The sequence below is a fragment of the Veillonella sp. CHU110 genome (genome assembly GCF_003992255.1).
Taxonomy (GTDB): domain Bacteria; phylum Bacillota; class Negativicutes; order Veillonellales; family Veillonellaceae; genus F0422.
This window is the reverse complement of sequence record NZ_RQVA01000003.1, coordinates 45,693-63,921: the sequence shown is the minus strand read 5'-3', so window position 1 is coordinate 63,921 and position 18,229 is coordinate 45,693. Positions and strand designations below refer to the sequence as shown.

Annotated in this window: 14 protein-coding genes and 1 tRNA gene; 3 read left to right on the top strand and 12 right to left on the bottom strand. The window is 37.7% G+C overall.

Translation table 11 applies throughout. The features are described from left to right. Positions 1-47: 47 nt before the first annotated feature. Entirely contained in the window at positions 48-2,516 is a 2,469-nt protein-coding gene (locus tag EO122_RS01905) for a TonB-dependent receptor (protein ID WP_127009134.1), read from the bottom strand. Positions 2,517-2,792: 276 nt separating this feature from the next. Further along, complete coding sequence (locus EO122_RS01900; protein ID WP_127009133.1) at positions 2,793-5,198, bottom strand: TonB-dependent receptor; 2,406 nt, start codon at positions 5,196-5,198, stop codon at positions 2,793-2,795. A gap of 358 nt (positions 5,199-5,556) precedes the next feature. On the opposite strand from EO122_RS01900, the gene rarD reads away from it, so the two are divergent. Together rarD and EO122_RS01890 are read left to right on the top strand one after the other, a co-directional pair. Beyond that, entirely contained in the window at positions 5,557-6,432 is an 876-nt protein-coding gene (rarD, locus tag EO122_RS01895) for an EamA family transporter RarD (RefSeq protein WP_127009132.1), read from the top strand. Between the two features lie 233 nt (positions 6,433-6,665). Next, a complete protein-coding gene (locus EO122_RS01890) occupies positions 6,666-8,393 on the top strand; it encodes a DUF438 domain-containing protein (RefSeq protein ID WP_127009131.1) in 1,728 nt (575 codons plus the stop codon). A 138-nt stretch (positions 8,394-8,531) separates the two neighbouring features. On the opposite strand, the gene EO122_RS01885 is transcribed toward EO122_RS01890, so the two are convergent. Both EO122_RS01885 and EO122_RS01880 read right to left on the bottom strand, forming a co-directional pair. Continuing rightward, the gene (locus EO122_RS01885; protein ID WP_127009130.1) at positions 8,532-9,719 is read right to left on the bottom strand and encodes an aminotransferase class I/II-fold pyridoxal phosphate-dependent enzyme; all 1,188 of its coding nucleotides are present in this window, start codon (positions 9,717-9,719) and stop codon (positions 8,532-8,534) included. Further along, complete coding sequence (locus EO122_RS01880) at positions 9,712-10,221, bottom strand: Lrp/AsnC family transcriptional regulator (RefSeq protein WP_127009129.1); 510 nt, start codon at positions 10,219-10,221, stop codon at positions 9,712-9,714. Before EO122_RS01880 ends, EO122_RS01885 begins: the two co-directional genes overlap by 8 nt. A gap of 467 nt (positions 10,222-10,688) precedes the next feature. On the opposite strand from EO122_RS01880, the gene EO122_RS01875 reads away from it, so the two are divergent. Next, positions 10,689-11,912 carry an MFS transporter gene (locus tag EO122_RS01875; RefSeq protein WP_127009128.1) on the top strand — a complete coding sequence of 408 codons (1,224 nt, stop codon included), beginning with the start codon at positions 10,689-10,691 and terminating at the stop codon, positions 11,910-11,912. Between the two features lie 220 nt (positions 11,913-12,132). On the opposite strand, the gene EO122_RS01870 is transcribed toward EO122_RS01875, so the two are convergent. The 8 genes from EO122_RS01870 to EO122_RS01835 form a co-directional block, all read right to left on the bottom strand. Next, positions 12,133-12,216 (bottom strand) — tRNA-Leu (locus tag EO122_RS01870). Between the two features lie 129 nt (positions 12,217-12,345). After that, positions 12,346-12,948: a signal peptidase I gene (lepB, locus tag EO122_RS01865; RefSeq protein WP_126937895.1), complete on the bottom strand. Its 603-nt coding sequence runs from the start codon at positions 12,946-12,948 to the stop codon at positions 12,346-12,348. A gap of 61 nt (positions 12,949-13,009) precedes the next feature. Continuing rightward, a complete protein-coding gene (locus tag EO122_RS01860; protein WP_240628952.1) occupies positions 13,010-13,879 on the bottom strand; it encodes a YitT family protein in 870 nt (289 codons plus the stop codon). Next, positions 13,879-14,313, bottom strand: coding sequence for a hypothetical protein (locus tag EO122_RS01855; RefSeq protein WP_127009127.1), 435 nt, complete (start codon positions 14,311-14,313; stop codon positions 13,879-13,881). The genes EO122_RS01860 and EO122_RS01855 overlap by 1 nt, the downstream gene beginning before the upstream one ends. Before the next feature lie 10 nt (positions 14,314-14,323). Continuing rightward, entirely contained in the window at positions 14,324-15,505 is a 1,182-nt protein-coding gene (locus EO122_RS01850) for a DUF3084 domain-containing protein (protein WP_127009126.1), read from the bottom strand. A 156-nt stretch (positions 15,506-15,661) separates the two neighbouring features. Then, positions 15,662-16,753, bottom strand: coding sequence for an LptF/LptG family permease (locus tag EO122_RS01845; protein ID WP_127009125.1), 1,092 nt, complete (start codon positions 16,751-16,753; stop codon positions 15,662-15,664). An 8-nt stretch (positions 16,754-16,761) separates the two neighbouring features. After that, on the bottom strand, positions 16,762-17,481 hold the full coding sequence (gene lptB / locus EO122_RS01840) for an LPS export ABC transporter ATP-binding protein (protein WP_127009124.1): 720 nt from the start codon (positions 17,479-17,481) through the stop codon (positions 16,762-16,764). 9 nt (positions 17,482-17,490) lie between these two features. Then, positions 17,491-18,219 (bottom strand): LptA/OstA family protein, encoded by a 729-nt coding sequence (locus EO122_RS01835; protein WP_127009123.1) that lies wholly within the window; start codon positions 18,217-18,219, stop codon positions 17,491-17,493. Positions 18,220-18,229 lie beyond the last annotated feature (10 nt).

The following is an 18,229-nucleotide window of genomic DNA, read 5'->3' as shown; positions in this document are numbered from 1 at the left end:
CACCTAAACGAAAGAGCTACAAATTGTAGCCCTTTCTAGCATCACTTTTAGAATTTGTATTTAGCACCAATCATAGCTTGACGAGCTGGCATTGCGGAACTACCTGGGCCATATACGGCATAGCTAGTAGTTTCGTATGCTTCGTTCGTTAAGTTTGTCACTGCAACGTATGTTGTTAAATCTTTATTTACATCATAGTTTAAATTCCAATCTAGAATTAAGAAACGTTTTGAAGTAAATGCTTCAATATTGGAACCAGTATAGTAGTTAACCAATAATCCGGAAGATACTTTATTATTATCATAATTTATATTTAATGTATAATGATTCGCTGGACGCAATTTGTTAATACCTGTGTTGATATCGCCAGAGTCATTATAGTTCCATGCTGGATTTACTACATAACCTGGTTTTGCAGACCATTTATCTTTTAAATGACTGTATGCCACACCAACAGTCCAGTTTTTATTAAGCTTATGATCTACTGTAAGATTAAAAGATGTTTTCTTTTGAGTTGCATTCACAGGAACACTTTCAAAACCATTCGGAGTTCTTACTTCAAAGCTAGCAATAGCATTTGTCATATCGGTAAGACTATAGTTTACACCTACAGTGGTTTTCTTGTTAAATATTTTTTGATAGCCTAATGTATATACATTTCCTTTTTCATCCTGTAAGTTTGTTTTTGTTCCATCATAGGCTGAAACATAATCACCACTACGTAATGGACGAAGAACTTTTGTCCAGCCAGCATACACTGTGCTACCATCATGCAGTTGGTATTGTAGATTTAAGGAAGGTGTCACAACATGTGGGTCACCACCTAACGATTTTCCCGCCTCTGTTATATAATCACTATATTTAGCAAATCGTACAGCTGGTGTCACATCAAAATTATCATTTACATGAATTTTATCTTGTACATAACCATATAAAGAATTACGTTTTACAGATGTTTTTACTTTTCCTTTAGATGTTTGATACACATGATCATTTTGATCTTTATCGTAGGAAACATTCGCGATGATATCATGTTTACCGATAGAACGTGCTACTTGTAATTGAATCCCACGCTTTCTCTCATCATAATAATGTCTTGGGTCTTGTGCTTTTCCACCCGTTTTGGCCACCCATTCTTCCAAGGCTGCTTTACTACCGCCAGGGAATGGGGCTAAATTTTTTTCAATCCATGCATCTAATAATGCACCGTCTTTAGCGCCATCTGGGAAGTCCTTTGTAAATTGATCTCCCGTTAAATTGAATGCCTTATTACTCATTCCATCATCATGTAATACCCAAGCATATTTATCGCTACTTAAATACTGATGACTTTGGATATAAAAACGAACAAAACTTTCCATATCAGATTGACGATCGAAAGTGTATTTTACATCCACATCATTATTTTTATACTTACTATAGGAATTGTAACCAAATCCATCTAAAGCAAATAAATTATGGTAGGCAGGGTTTCCTTTTTCATTTTGCACAACTTTATATTTATTTTCGTTATCATAGTCCCCTGAATAGTCTTCATTTAGGACTAACTTGCCATCTTCATCCCGTTCACCCACAGCAGCTTTAAATATGATTTGATTCCAATCTTTTTTATTCCAATATTTTTGGTTTGGCGTAGAAATCGGATATCCATCTTTGCCTTGTTGATGGTTAATAGATACAGTTAAACGTTCTGTATCACTGAAATCTTTATCAAGTCGCACATTAGCGCCTCGCTCATCAAAACGAGAACCTCCCAATATTCCAATATCACCTGTATGTCCGTCACGATATTTTGTATCACCAGACATCACTCGATGTAATCCTACATAATAGTGTAGCGAGTTGTCATTACCCGCACTGCCGGAGTACGACAGATCATAATTATGCTTACCCCATGTTCCTGTAGATACATCAATAGAGCCTTGTTTAGTGGCCTCACCTTTTCTAGTGATAATATTAATAGCACCACCAGTAGCATCAGAACCATATACAGAGGCACCTGGACCTTTAATAACCTCAATTTTATCTACTGCATTAATATTGATAACTTGGTCAAGATTTACTCCTGTAGACTTACTGCCTGACTCACTGCTACCTGCAATACGAGTACTTGTAGAGTTATCTACACGACGACCATCAACCAATACTATAACGCGAGTATCACCGTTAATAGAAATACCATTATTGAAGAATTGGAATCCATATTCCCCACCACGGTATCCTGGGTTTTGGAATGTAATACCAGGGATACGTTTGATGGCCTCTGTTAAATCACTATAATGACGTTTTTCAATTTCGTCACGAGTGATTACTTTTACATCACCACCTGTACGATAATAGGATTGTTCTGTTACAGTATTACCAAATTGGTCTTTCGAACGATCTCCTTTTACTACCTTTGCGTCTAATTGGTAGTTGTCTAAATGCTCATCAAATGCCGCTTGTACACCGCTAAATGTAGTCAACGCTACACAGGCTAACAAAGCCGCAGAAATACGTTTACTTGTTACTTTCATGAATATACCTCCAAAATGTTTGTACGCCCGTACAAATTCTATAATTTTTTTCTGCTTATATACCTTATACAAGCAATAGTATGATTATATCTCATGTATTTGTAATTTATCAAATCTTTTATCAAAATAATAGTCTATAGAATGTTTTGCATTACATTTTTTATAGAAATATATCAGATATACTACACAATTCACTTACACTAACAGTTCCTAGTATATGTGAATATTAGCTATGACGAAAAGAGCTACGCACGGTAGCCCTTTTCTATAAGCCTATTAGAATTTGTATTTAGCACCGATCATGGCTTGACGACCTGGCATTGCAGAGCTACCAGAACCATATCTAGAATTGCTTGTTGTTTCATACGCTGTGTTTGTCAAGTTTGTCACCGCTACATATGTTGTTAAATCTTTATTTACATCATAGTTTAAGTTCCAATCTAATACTAAGAAACGTTTAGCTGTAAAAGCCGCTAAATTAGAACCTGTGTAGTAGTTCATTAACAAACCAGAAGATAACTTACCACTATCATAATTTACATTTAAGATGTAATGGTTCGCTGGGCGTAATTTGTTGATGCCTGTGTTGATATCTCCAGAATCATTATAGCCCCACTCAGGATTCACAACGTATCCTGGTTTTACTGTCCATGTATCTTTCAAGTGACTATACGCAGCACCTACAGACCAATGTTGGTTGATTTTATGATCTACTGTAACGTTAAATGCTGTTTTCTTTTGTTTCGCATTAACAGCGGTGCTTTTGAATTTATCATCTACACGAATTGGGAAGGATGCAATAGAGTTACTCATATCTGTTAAGCTATAATTTACACCCACAATCGTCTTTTTATTAAATTCTTTTTGCAAGCCTAATGTGTATACATTTCCTTTTTCATCTTGTAATGGAGTTTTATATTCTCCGTATACAGACGTGTAGTCTCCACTGCGCAATGGACGAAGTACATTAGTCCAACCTGCAAATACAGTACTAGTATCATCGAGTCGATATTGTAAATTTACAGATGGAGTAACTACATGTGTATCGCCACCTTTGGATACACCTACATCTGTTGTATAATCGCTATATTTAGCAAAACGAACAGCTGGAGTTACATCAAAGTTGTCGTTAACATGGATTTTATCTTGTACATATCCATATAAGGAATTACGTTTTAACTCAGAAGTCTTTCCTACTCCATCTTCCACTTCATAACTAATTTGTTTTGCTTTATCATATGTAACATTAGCAATCACATCATGTTTACCGATAGAACGAGCAACTTGTAATTGAACCCCAAGATTCTTTTCAGTATTGTAATCTGTCGGCTCTTCTGCTTTACCACCAGTTTTTGCTAGCCACTCTTCAATAGCTGCTTTCGTACCACCTGGGAATGGTGCTAAATTTTTCGTAATCCATTCATCTAAAGCTGCTGGATCTGTCGTACCTTGAGGGAAGTCTTCTCTAAATTTTTTCTTGATATCAACACCCGGTACATGCCATTTGTATTTATCTGTTTTAGAATATGTATGGTTTTGACTATAGAAACGTACAAAACTTTCCATATCGGATTGACGGTCAAATGTATATTTTACGTCTACATCATTATGTTTAAACTTACTAAAGGAGTTATACACAAGTCCATCTAGGGCAAATAAGTTATGGTAACCAGGATTTGCTACATTACCAGACATTGTTGACTTATCTTTTAACATTCCTTTATCGTCTAAGGTTCCTACATCAGCAGCAAAGATAATACGATTCCAATCTTTTGTATTCCAATATTGTAAATTTGGTGTGGAAATTGGATAGCCGTCTTTACCTTGTTTATGATTGATAGAAATTGTCAATCGATTGGTATCACCGAAGTCTTTATCAATACGTACATTGGCGCCTCTTTCATCAAAACGAGATCCACCTAATGTGCCTGTTTCACCTGTATGTCCATCCACATATTTTGTATCGTCAGATTTAACACTATTTAAGCCAATGAAGTAATGGAAGGAGTTATCATCTGCAGCACTACCGGAGTACGTAAAGCTATAGTTACGTTTACCCCAAGATCCTGCTGACACATCAAATGTTCCTTGGTTGTTATTCTCACCTTTACGAGTGATGATATTGATGACACCACCAGTCGCATCAGATCCATAGGCAGAGGCACCTGGTCCTTTAATAACCTCAATTTTATCTACTGCATTAATGTTCGTCACTTGGTCTAAGTTAACACCCGTAGATTTACTGCCTGTTGCACTTCTACCTGCGATACGAGTACTTGTAGAGTTATCTACACGACGACCATCAACCAATACTATAACGCGAGTATCACCGTTAATAGAAATACCATTATTGAAGAACTGGAATCCATATTCCCCACCACGGTATCCTGGGTTTTGGAATGTAATACCAGGGATACGTTTGATGGCCTCTGTTAAATCACTATAATGACGTTTTTCAATTTCGTCACGAGTGATTACTTTTACATCACCACCTGTACGATAATAGGATTGTTCTGTTACAGTATTACCAAATTGGTCTTTCGAACGATCTCCTTTTACTACCTTTGCGTCTAATTGGTAGTTGTCTAAATGCTCATCAAATGCCGCTTGTACACCGCTAAATGTAGTCAACGCTACACAGGCTAACAAAGCCGCAGAAATACGTTTACTTGTTACTTTCATGAATATACCCTCCCAAAAATGTACGCCCGTACTTTTTATATGAATATGTATTGCTTTTTTCACATGTAAAGCATACTTTTTCATTATACTTTATGGTTTCTTCATTTTGCAATAGATTTATCAAATATAACATAATTTCATAGTTAGATTTCCCTATGTTCTACATTATATTGTTAATTAACTTACATCTTGCATGACAATATACTGTATAAGGTTTTAAACAAATCTTAGACTAGAACATGTATTCATTCTATGTTACTATGGTTTAGGTGCAATTGAATACTTCAAACATATCCTCAGCACCCCTTTACATACAATATTAAACAATACATCCATCCGCTGTATCCAGGAGGTAAAGATGGAACAAGTCAATAAAAAAGGGCTTATCACTGGTTTAAGCTGTTATATTATTTGGGGTCTTCTCCCCTTATTTTGGGCCCTCTTGCATCATATAGCACCTATGAGTGTGCTAGCACATCGCATTATTTGGTCAGCCGTATTCATGTCATTCGTTGCTATCGGCATGAACTATACACAATTTAAAATAGACTGCCACCATTTGCGAGCCAATATTTCACAAATTGTACTCTTAGTATTAGCTGCTATCTTAATTGCTTTTAATTGGGGGATTTACATTTGGGCTGTTGCAAACAATCGTGTTATGGATACTAGCTTTGGCTATTATATCAATCCGCTGTTAAATGTTGTTCTTGGTGTGTTTATCTTTAAAGAGCGTTTATCTACCATACAATGGTGTAGTGTAGGTCTTGCCACGCTAGGTATTCTATTCCTCACCTTCCAATTAGGTACTATTCCAGATATTGCTCTAGAATTAGCATTCACTTTTGGTCTATATGGAGTCGTTAAGAAAAAACTAGTGATTCATCCTTTCACTAGTATTGCTTTTGAGGCTTGGTTGATTACACCATTTGCACTAGCATATACCCTGTATATTGACCCTAGTTCCTGGGCTTCCTTCCAATATGATACGTATACGGCCCTATTATTCATGATCTCAGGTCTTACCACATCAGCTCCACTTGTGTTATTTAGTTATGGGGCTCGGCTATTACCCTTGAACTTATTAGGGTTCTTGCAATACGTATCTCCAACCATCGCCCTAATGTTAGCTATCTTCTATTTCGGTGAAAGCTTCGATACTAATAAACTCATTGCCTTTTCATTTATCTGGGCAGCTCTAGCTATGTATACGACATCAAATCGCACAAAATAAATAACAAAAGCCTGTCCCTCATTGGTGCAGGCTTTTTTCCATAGGATATCAAAATATGTATCCTCAGCAACTGAAAATTATTTTTATTTAGATTATACTTACTACATAACATGAAAGTAATTCGACTGGTAGCATGTCCTACCTTTTCTGATCTATAGATATATACTTAGCAGATATATCTTTTCTACTAACTATATGCATTACATACAGATGCAGTAAAAAAGGAGATAACTATGGATACAATGAAACAAGCCCTCGGCCTAACCGGCAATGACAGAATGGAAGTCATGATCGATATTAAAGATCGTTTTTTAGGTGGCTCCTTAGATTTAGAAACAGCACGCACTTTATTAAAAGAAAAAATCGGTACATGTACACCTGATGAATTTGCCTACGGCGAACAACAATTAAAAGGTTCTTACACAGATGAAGAAATCACTCATCGCATGGATGACTTATTAGAGCTATTTGATGGTATCTTGATTCGAGCTAATAATGAATATCCTGAGCACCATCCATTGACAGTATACCTTGATGAAATTAACGCCATGGAACAACAATTAGGCGAAATGGAAACCATGTTACAAGCCCCTCACTTCATTCTCAATCCTTGGCTTGGTGTATATGATGCACTTACCACTTGGCGCATTCATTTGGCACGCAAACAAAATCAATTATACCCTGTGTTAGAGCGATATGGTTTCGACCGTCCTACGAAAATCATGTGGACTTTCGACGATGCGGTTCGTGATGCTATCTCTGAAAGTAAACAACTGCTCGAATCTGGTCAAGAAGCTGAATTTTTAGCTAAACAAGCGGATGTCATCGATATTATTCGCGATTTAAACAACAAAGAAAAAGAAGTCCTTATTCCTACGGCATGGAAACTGTTACAAGACAGCGATTTTATTACTATGAGCCGTGGAGACCATGAAATTGGCTTTGCTTTCATCACGCCTCCACCATTCTACGAAGGTAACCCCGATGCTGTACCATCCCATCATTCCGAACCATCTACAAACAACGCACAACAGCATGCTTTCACAGGCGCTAATCAAGGACATGTAACTCAAACTGGCTCAGTTGCATCTACTGGTTCTGTATCTAGCACAGCACTAAGTGGCGGTGCTAATCCTACAGCCTTATTACAAGAGTTAGCCCAATTAGTTGGCAAATACGGTATCAATGGAAATGCAGAACAAACCCACGATCTTGCAGTAGGTTCTTTAACCATTGAACAAATTAAGTTAATCTTTAAATTCTTACCAGTGGACATTACATTCGTAGATGAAAATGATTTAGTCCGCTTCTATAATGATACAAAGCACCGCATTTTCCCTCGTAGCTCTAATATTATCGGTCGTGTTGTACAAAACTGTCACCCTAAAAAGAGCCTCCCTTTGGTCCAAGAGATCATCGATTCTTTCAAAGCTGGCACACAAGATTATACTGAGATGTGGATTAACAAGCCTGATCTATTTATCCACATTGAGTACATCGCAGTCCGTAATGACCAAGGTGAATTTAAAGGTATTTTAGAAATGGTACAAGATTGCACTCATATTCGCAGCCTCAGTGGTTCTCGTAAAGAACTCATTTGGGAAGGATCTGATTCTGCGTACCATGCAGTAGACCACATCGATTACAAACATGTACGCAAAGAGGATAGTACAGCTAGTACTACTGAACAAAGTACAGTGCAAAAAAGTACTTCACAGTCTACGGTCTATGAAAACGATCTAGGGTTGACTGGTGATACCAAATTATTCCCGCTATTCGATGTAATTCCAGGCCTAAAAGACCACATGATTCATATCAATCCAAACTTTAAAATGCTAAACTCTCCATTAGCCAAACTCATGAAGTTTAAAGCCACACTGTCCATGGTAGCAGAACGGGGCGAGATGTCTCTTGATGATTTGATTCAAGCTATTTTAGCATTTAAACATAACCAACAATAATATATTTTACCTATATCGATGAAAAGGGTCCTTCGGGGCCCTTTTATGTGTTAAAAATATAAAAATAGAGGAAAGTTGATCCTTCCTAATCAACTTTCCTCTATTGTATTTGTGGGCTATTTTGTTACAACCCCATTATTACTCTATTTCTTTATTCTTAAGCTTTTGCAAAAAGATTTCAATCCGTTTGACTGCTTCTTTTATATTTTGTAACGATGTGGAATAGGCCACTCGCACAAAGCCTTCTCCACAATCTCCAAATGCATTGCCTGGTACAATGGCTATCCGTTGATCATACAGAAGTTTTTCACAAAAATCCTCCGAACTAAGGCCTGTGCTTTTAATAGATGGAAATACATAAAAGGCCCCTTCTGGCTCAAATGTATGAAGTCCCATACGATTAAAAGCGCTCACCAATAAGCGACGACGCATATCATATTCTTCACGCATGTATTGGATATCTTTGTCACCATTTTTTAAGGCCTCAATAGCTGCATATTGAGACATAGACGGCGCACTCATAATACCATATTGGTGCATCTTCGTCATTTGCGCAATAATCGGTGCTGGACCTGTGGCAAACCCAAGTCGCCAGCCAGTCATGGCATAGGCTTTGGAAAAACCATTGATTAAGATTGTCCGCTCTTGCATACCTGGAATAGATGCAATCGATACATGTGATTCATCACCATACGTCAACTCACTATATAGCTCATCGGACAAAATAAATAAATCATGCTTAATCACAACTTCTGCTATGGCTTCCAAATGCTCACGACGTAATACAGCACCTGTTGGATTATTGGGGAATGGTAATACCAATAACTTTGTTTTTTCCGTCACCACAGCTTCAATGGCCTCTGGCGTCAAGCGGAACTCATCTTCTTCTTTCGTAATGATCTGCACTGGCTTGGCATTACACAATTCAGCTAACGGTGTGTAGCACACAAAACTTGGCACAGGAATCAATACTTCATCCCCTGGATTGAGCAAGGTACGACACGTTAAATCGATGGCCTCAGAACCACCTACAGTTACAATCACTTCTGTTGCTGGGTCATAGGATACTTGATACTTCCGTTCTAACCATTTAGAAATTTCTTCACGCAGTTCCATAAACCCGCGATTAGGAGAATACCAAGTTTTCCCCTTTTCTAATGTACTAATTCCCTCTTCACGAATGTGGTAGGGCGTAGCAAAATCTGGTTCACCAATACTGAGGGAAATAACATTATCTAATTCGTTAGCAATTTCAAAAAAACGACGAATTCCCGATGGCTTCACAGCTTTAATTTCAGTATTTAAATAATTGTCATAATTAATCATCGAATACATTTCTCCGATCTTCACGAACTCCACCAGTGTGGAACACAATATTATTATCTTTATAACGTGTTAAGATAAAGTTTGTTGTAGTGGAAAGTACTGAATCTAATGTAGATAGACGGCGAGATACGAATAAAGCGATATCACGCATGCTAGCCCCTTCCACGATAACCGTTAAATCATAGCTACCAGACATAAGGTAAACACCTTGTACTTCTGGAAAATCCATAATTCGTTCTGCCACTTTATCAAATCCTTGATCTGGAGCAGGAGTCACACCTAATTGAATGAGTGCTGTAGACTTATTTTGGTCTACTTGTTCCCAATCAATGACTGCTTGGTACCGTTTGATAATTTCAGACTCCTCGAAAGCTTGAATACGACTTACCACGTGTGCTTCTTCACTATTGAGCATAACGGCTAAGTCTGCGGCCGACATGGAGGCGTCCTCATCTAATAAACGTAATAAACGATGATCCAATGTGTCTAATTGTACTGTCATAAGGGGGACTCCTTTCTTATGATTACTATCTATTTATTATGAAATATAGCATTGAATATAACGACAAGCAATACTATATCTATTTATTATAGTCAGTTTCTCTGAAAGTAGCAATACATTATGTTACACCTATGTAAAATCTCCTATATGAATCAACTATGTATCACACATATTTGAATATTATATAAATAAAGTTTTTCATTTTTACGAGAGTCTAAATCATATATATACAATATAATGCTCTAAAATTTTTTTATAGCTAAAGAAACTCATCACTATATTCTCACATGATATGAACCTATTAAAACAATGGGATTGTAGGCTTATTATTACATAATCCTAATCAAAGTATTTTCTCCTTTGTATTGTTAACTTAATTATACACTATAGAAAATATTTATATAATCTTTACAAGTTTATAAAATAGGTATATTCTATTAAACATGTTACAAAAGGAGGAGTTATGTATGAATGACCAAATGATAGAACCTCAAGAGGAAAAATTATTCAATCCTGGATTCATCAGCATTACTATTATTAATTTCATTGTATTTTTAGTGTATTATTGTTTTGTTGTTATTACGGCTAGCTATGCTACTAAAGAGCTTCATTCTACCGTGGCAGAGGCTGGTTTCGCAACAGGTATTTATATCATTGGTACCCTTTTTGCACGACTTATTATGGGACAACGATTAGAACTTATAGGTCGTAAAGAAGTGCTTAGATATGGAGCTATCTTCTACTTTCTAACTACCTTAGCCTATCTAATCGCTAAGGATATATTAGTTCTTGACATAGTCCGTTTTTTAAACGGCTTTGCGTATGGTACTGTGTCTACTGCAGCCAATGCTGTTGTCACTGCTTACATTCCCAAATCAAAAGATGGTGAAGGCATTAACTACTACGGATTGAGTACTAGCTTAGCAGCGGCTATTGGCCCTTTCATCGGCATGATCTTACTACCGGCTGTTGGATTTACTTTTATTATATACTTAGCTGTTATATTGTCAGTAGCTGTGGCTATTGCTTGTTTACGCTTCCCTGTTAAAAATTTATCTTTATCCAATGCAGAGGCTAGCTCTATGCGTTCTTGGTCCTTAAAAAACTTTATTGAACCACGTGTATCTTTCATCGCTTTCCTTGGATTTTTAATGGGCCTTGCCTATTCTAGTGTTCTTGGATTCCTATCTATTTTTACACATGAAACTGGACTTATCACTGCAGGAGCCTTCTTCTTCGTTGTGTATGCTCTTGTTATTACTGTTACACGTCCAATTGCGGGACGCATCTTTGATGAACGCGGGGAAAATGCCGTCATGTATCCAAGTTACGTATGTTTAACCATCGGCCTTCTTCTCATTGCCTATAGTACAACTGCAGCTTTATTGCTCATTGCTGGTGCCTTCGTTGGGTTAGGCTATGGTACCTTCATGTCCAATGGTCAAGCCATCTGTTTGAAAGCGGTAGAACCCGCTAAAATTGGTGTTGCTCTTTCTACCTATTTTATTGGATTAGACTTAGGATTAGGCGTTGGACCTTATACATTAGGAGTTCTCCACGGACTACTATCATATAGTGGTATTTATTTAGTGTCTGCGATTATCCCGGTCATCGTCTTACTACTATATGCTATCTATTACCATCCTACAAAAGAAACTATGATCTACGAAGAAAATATACCTCACAAATAATTACATCGTATATGTTAATAAAGCCATACATCTGTAGATACCGATGTTTAGTACATACTCACAATCACTCGATATACATGTCTAAGGATTGTAAGAATCTAAACAAAGCTATCAATACAGGTGTATGGCTATTTTTATATATCAATCTACTATCCTATCATCCTATCAAACAAAGGTAAAATAAAAAACAGACACTGTGTACACAGTGTCTGTTACTCGTTGGTGCCGGAGGTGGGACTTGAACCCACACGGTGTTACCCGCTTGATTTTGAGTCAAGTGCGTCTGCCATTCCGCCACTCCGGCTCGTCAACAATTAATAGTATACATATATTAAAAATTTTTGTCAAGTCTATATCTATCTATTTTTGTCAACTTTTATAAACGTCATATTTCTATTGCTATAGGATACACCTATAACGAATCTACATATATCTAGAATGGATTCCGTATATGATATGCAAGTTTACCTAATACATGGTCAACCGGCACAAATCCTATAAAACGGCTATCTGATGAATGATTTCGATTATCTCCCATCACAAATACGTGACCTTCTGGCACTGTAATTGGTAAGGATCGTTCAAACTTCATCGTTTCCTTCTTTGTGTAGGGTTCATTTAATTTTTCCCCATTGCGCCATACATGACCTTCTTTGAACTCCAATACATCCCCTGGACGTCCTATGACACGTTTTACCCACACATCATGTCCTTGCAAAGAAGAAACAACTACGCTGGCGTAATTCATCAATGGTTCTGTTATATCATCTTTCCAAGAACGTTCACGTTGCACACGGCTATCTATGATAACAATATCCTCATAATCAGGCAAAGAACGTGTCACATGAGACCATTTACTAATCAGCAAAAAGTCTCCATTATGAAGCGTATCCTCCATGGATTCTCCAGATACACGGGTTGGTTGAATTAAGAAAATGTGCGTGATCATTGCTACCAATAAAGCAACAATAATTGCTTGTCCCCATTCTCTAGCTTCTTTTAAAATTTGACTTCCTATCGCTTTATCTTTTTCCATTATCGTTTCATACCTTTCTCCCTATACAATAGGGCTGTATTCTATTCTGTTCCTAGATATATTAATGAATAGACTTTTTACCAAATTGTCCCCCAAATACATCATGTACATCATTAATGGTAATGAAAGCATTTTCATCCACTTCATAGATAATATCTTTTAACTTAGTCATTTCCAAACGAGTCACTACACAATAGATAATCCGCTTTGGTGTTTTCGTATAGGCCCCTTCTCCATATAGTAAGGTAACACCACGTCCTAAGCGATGCATTACCACATTAGCCACTTCTTCAGATTTGTCGGTGATGACCATAACACCTTTCGACTCTTCCACCCCTGTGATAACAAGATCCATCATCTTATAGGCTACAAAGTAAGCAATCAATGAATACATGGCACTATTCCAATCATACACAAAGCCTGCCGCACCTAAGATAAAGAAGTTAAAGAACATAACAATCTCACCGACAGAGAAAGAGCTTTTTTTATCAAATATGATGGCCACAATTTCAGATCCATCCAAAGAGCCACCATTCCGTATAATAATCCCTACCCCAAGGCCTAGAATAATGCCACCGAATACGGAAGCCAATAAAGGGTCCCTCACAAGAGGTGGTATATCATGCATAAACACAGAGAATAGAGAAATACATGCAATGGCAAATAGTGTAGATATGGTAAAGCTTTTACCAATTTGTTTATACCCTACATATAAAAATGGTAGATTGATGAGGATCACAAAGATACTAAATGATATACCTGTAATCTTGCTCGCCATAAGAGCGATACCGACAACGCCACCGTCAATTAAATAATTGGGCACGAGAAATACATCTAGCCCATAGGTATAAATAGCAGCTCCTATAATCATCATAAAATACCGTAGAGCCACGTCTATCATCGTTCGTTTTTTGCTCTTATGTTCTTTCATTACTTAATTACTGTCTCCTTATGTGTTACTAACCAACGTTCTCCAATAATCCATGCTGTAATATCATCGACAGGTACCGGAGGATATAACATTCCTCTGGGAATTAACCGTCTCCAACCCCTTGGAGGATGCACTTCAAAATATCGTTTTCGAGCTTCTTCCGTAGTATGTGATTCATCCATATAGGAAAAGCACTTTCCTTTTTTCACAGCTACGTCTCTTACTATATCTCCCACTGCACGGTGATTAGTGCCGTCTCCACAAATTAAATATTGAACGGAAGGATACATTGTAACTAGTGACTCAAGCTCCTTTTCAATCGACAGCGTTGGAACGATGTCCATCATCAATAGTATGGACTCACCGGATAGAATTGCTATGCCCGTTTTTTCTCGCCCCGGATCTACCACTAGTACATAGGCTGTTGTTTTCATATATGACCTCTTAACTGTCAACTGATGTGACCCGTAACTGTATTTGTACAGGTCCACTTGTAAATGTATCTTCTCGAGTAATTGCTTCTAGTTTCACAGGCCCTTTTTGCAATTCTACCTTACGAATCGTATCAAACAGTTCATTTCCCGGAAGAGATCCTACCTCACCTGTGATTGGATCTGGTAGAATACCTCTTTCTTTTGCCTGTGTATTCACAGCTTTCAAAAACGCCAATACATCATCTTGAGCACCTTGTCCCCCTTGAATTGTAGAAGCCCACAAAACCGTACCTTTTTGCAATACTAACGTATGTTGATAGGCATGAACCTCTGCCAAGGCAGGCTCTCCATAAATAATATTAGCCGCAGCTGTCACACGTATCATCAATGGCGTATTGGACGCTGCAATTTGTTTCGCAATGGCATCTAAATTATCTCGACTAATATAGATTACAGTTTTTTCTTCATTCATTTGGAACCGATTTAGAATCAAGCGGTTCGTATCTTTCAAGAAGCTTGTGAGCGCTGCCATACTTTCTACTTCGCCTAAGCCTGGACGAATCACTGCTTGAGATAATACTTCCCCATTGCGGAAGACTACATTACCTTCACGTACATGGTTAATACCATTTTCTAATTGTTTGGTGGTAATTTGAAGCTCTTCCACATGACTTTCCAATTGGCCTTTGACCGCTTCTAAATGGCCCACTGCTGCATTAGAAGCAGATAGCTTATGCTCAGCTTCTGCATACGCATCTTGAATAGAAATCAAACGATCTCCCATATTCGACAATGCATTTCTCGTCTCTTCTAATTCACTTTCTGTCGCCACTACATCATTCTGTACTCGTTGCAATTGCTTATTCTTTTCTTGCAGTTCCACATTACTTCGATCTAAGGCTTTTGTTTTTGTTTCAATATCTGCTGAAAGTTGTTCCATTTCCGCTTTCAATTGTTCCATCCCAAACAGTGCTGTCCGCACATTATTGGATGCAATGCTCAATATACCTAATGTGGATGCAGAAATTAGGATTCCCGTTACTATAGTAACAATAATCGATGTATATTTAGGTCGCAACCCAAATAAGCTCATACGCCGTTTTCCTACTTTTGTACCGATTTTATCGCCTAAAAAAGCAATCAACCCTCCCATGACTGTAATAATGAGAAGGACCCATAATCCGACTAACATGGCAATATACCTCAACATAAAAATGATTATCTCTATACCTCTAACTAGTATATCAAAATCCCTACTCTACTACAATGGTTATAGGAAGATAAAAAGAATAGCACCAACTATTTCCATAATTGGTACTATCAATTTTCCTATACTCTACATCAATTTTTATTTTGACACACGCCAATTTAAATATAATCCCGCCAAAACCCCTAAGATATTAGGAATCCAAGCTCCCATTAACGGAGGTATAGCACCACCTTTACCTAATGCACCGGATAATGTCATGACACCATAGTAAATAAAAATGACAAGAACGGAAATCCCAAATCCGATCGAGGAACTAGACCGTTGTTTTTGCAATCCTAATGGAGCCCCTACTAATGCAAAAATAAAGCTGGCCACCGGAATTGTAAAGCGTTGGTACATTTCCATTTGCCATTCCGTAATGTTTCCACCTGTGGCTTCCATCCCTTTAATTTGTTGTCTAATCTCTTTAATTGTCATTTCTTCCGGCTTACGCTGAGAGTGACTAATTTTATCAGGATCTTGCTGTATTGGCAATATTTGTTCATCAAAATGCAATGTCCTATCAATACCTTCACCAGATGCATTGATATCATAAATGGTTCCATCATGCATAATCCAATATTGACCATTCCAATTGGCCGTTTTAGAACGTTCAATTTGTGTCACTTCACCATCGGTAAACTGTTGCACTGTAATATCTGATAAGAGCTTAGTTTCACTATCATATTTGCCAGCATACATAAGGGTATTAATCTTTTGGTCCGACAATGTCTTTAATACGATATGCTCCTGTGTTTGTGGTGTTGCCTTCTTAATAATCTCTTCACGAATAATTGTCTGATACGCATGGTTTGCAGCAGGCACCACATACTCATTAAAAGCAATAGAGCATAGAGAAATCAAAAAGGCCATAATATACACTGGCGTAGCCAATCGTAAAAAATTTTGCCCTCCTGCTCGCATAACAATAATTTCACTTGACCCACTTAATCGACCAAATGTCATTAAAGAGCCTAGTAGAACAGACATAGGGAATGTCAAAATGACAATATTAGGCAATGCTAATAGAAATGCTCTTGTAACAGACCATAAGCTAGCCCCATATTCAGTAATGTATTGCGCGATGCGAAATAGCGTACCTGTTCCGATAAAAATACTAGTAAAAGCAAAGATACCGAATAAGAAGGGCCCTATGAAAGCTTTCAATATATATTTATCTAAAATTCTCATATCTTCTCCTACATCCGGAAGTCATCGCCTAAATAGAATTTCCGAGCCACCTCACTGTTGGCTACTTCATCGGCAGTACCTTCTAATAAAATCTTACCACTATTCAATATATACGCTTTATCTACAATCCCTAATGTTTCTCGTACATTATGGTCCGTAATAAGAACACCGATCCCTCGATCCTTCAAATGACGAATGATAGATTGGATATCAGCTACTGCAATAGGGTCAACACCAGCAAAAGGCTCATCCAATAAAATAAACTTAGGACTTAACGAAATGGCCCGAGCGATTTCTACCCTACGACGTTCACCACCAGATAGTTGAATTCCCAATCTGTCTCGTACATGGGTAATATGAAATTCTTCAAGTAAAGATTCCATCATATCCTTTTGCTCTGATTTAGATAACTTCGTAGTTTCCAACATAGCAAGGATATTATCCTCTACCGTTAAATTGCGAAATATAGATGCTTCTTGTGGTAAGTAACCAATTCCGTAAGTAGAACGCTTATACATAGGCATATGTGTTACATCTACATCTCCAATAGAGATAGTGCCAGAGGATGGCTTTTCCACACCAACAATCATATAGAATGTCGTTGTTTTACCAGCTCCATTAGGACCTAAGAGGCCCACAATTTCCCCTTCTTCTACGCGAACACTCACTTGATCCACTACATTCCGCGATTTATATGTTTTAATTAAATCCTTTGTTTCTATATACATACAAGCTCCTTACTTTGGAGTAATGATTAATGTACTACGTCCTCCAAGAGTTTCTGCACTATTGTCGCTTAGAGTAATTTTTAGCTCTGGAGCCTCCAGAACATTACCATTTTGTACTGCTTTCGCATTGCCTTTTAGATAGGCTACCCCATCATTTTGATTTGGCGTTTGTGTATACACAGCAGAATCAGCTGTCGCATTTACATTACGACTGGTGCTAGATAATGTAACACCACCTGTAGCTGTTGCTGAGATCTGGTTAGTATATGCTTCAATACGTTGGCCTGTCAGTACATTATCAGCCATGATGAGCTTACCATTACCAATGATCTCACCGTACCCTGTTTCCGTATTATAGTTTACACGATCACCGTACAGCTGTCGATCATCCTTTTGTAAATGCACATCTCCTGTGGCATCAAATTGACGATTTTGTAAGGAATGTACCTCTCCGGCTGCCATGGACATGTTTGTACCAATCATGCTCACGCCCCCCGTTAAGAAACCTTCTTCACTTTTAGTATTGTACCAGCCAGAAGCACCTGTTAATGTCTTATCATCCTTTGTAATGACCACACTGCCTTTTGCCTCTGCTCGGCCAGTCGATCCATCATATGTTAATTGGTCAGCGGTAATCATAATGTTGCCGGCTTGACGAGTATCCGTAGGAGCTGCCCATACGGGAATCGTCATAACACCACCCACAAGAGCCGCTACGAGTAAATGTTGTATTTTCATGAATATCCTT

Bases quoted from the DNA above. Each gene is read 5' to 3' on its own strand.
- EO122_RS01890 (WP_127009131.1), top strand. From the start codon at position 6,666: ATGGATACAATGAAACAAGCCCTCGGCCTAACCGGCAATGACAGAATG.
- EO122_RS01900 (WP_127009133.1), bottom strand. From the start codon at position 5,198: ATGAAAGTAACAAGTAAACGTATTTCTGCGGCTTTGTTAGCCTGTGTA.
- EO122_RS01875 (WP_127009128.1), top strand. From the start codon at position 10,689: ATGAATGACCAAATGATAGAACCTCAAGAGGAAAAATTATTCAATCCT.
- EO122_RS01855 (WP_127009127.1), bottom strand. From the start codon at position 14,313: ATGAAAACAACAGCCTATGTACTAGTGGTAGATCCGGGGCGAGAAAAA.
- lptB (WP_127009124.1), bottom strand. From the start codon at position 17,481: ATGTATATAGAAACAAAGGATTTAATTAAAACATATAAATCGCGGAAT.
- rarD (WP_127009132.1), top strand. From the start codon at position 5,557: ATGGAACAAGTCAATAAAAAAGGGCTTATCACTGGTTTAAGCTGTTAT.
- lepB (WP_126937895.1), bottom strand. From the start codon at position 12,948: ATGGAAAAAGATAAAGCGATAGGAAGTCAAATTTTAAAAGAAGCTAGA.
- EO122_RS01860 (WP_240628952.1), bottom strand. From the start codon at position 13,879: ATGAAAGAACATAAGAGCAAAAAACGAACGATGATAGACGTGGCTCTA.
- EO122_RS01845 (WP_127009125.1), bottom strand. From the start codon at position 16,753: ATGAGAATTTTAGATAAATATATATTGAAAGCTTTCATAGGGCCCTTC.
- EO122_RS01835 (WP_127009123.1), bottom strand. From the start codon at position 18,219: ATGAAAATACAACATTTACTCGTAGCGGCTCTTGTGGGTGGTGTTATG.
- EO122_RS01880 (WP_127009129.1), bottom strand. From the start codon at position 10,221: ATGACAGTACAATTAGACACATTGGATCATCGTTTATTACGTTTATTA.
- EO122_RS01905 (WP_127009134.1), bottom strand. From the start codon at position 2,516: ATGAAAGTAACAAGTAAACGTATTTCTGCGGCTTTGTTAGCCTGTGTA.
- EO122_RS01885 (WP_127009130.1), bottom strand. From the start codon at position 9,719: ATGATTAATTATGACAATTATTTAAATACTGAAATTAAAGCTGTGAAG.
- EO122_RS01850 (WP_127009126.1), bottom strand. From the start codon at position 15,505: ATGTTAGTCGGATTATGGGTCCTTCTCATTATTACAGTCATGGGAGGG.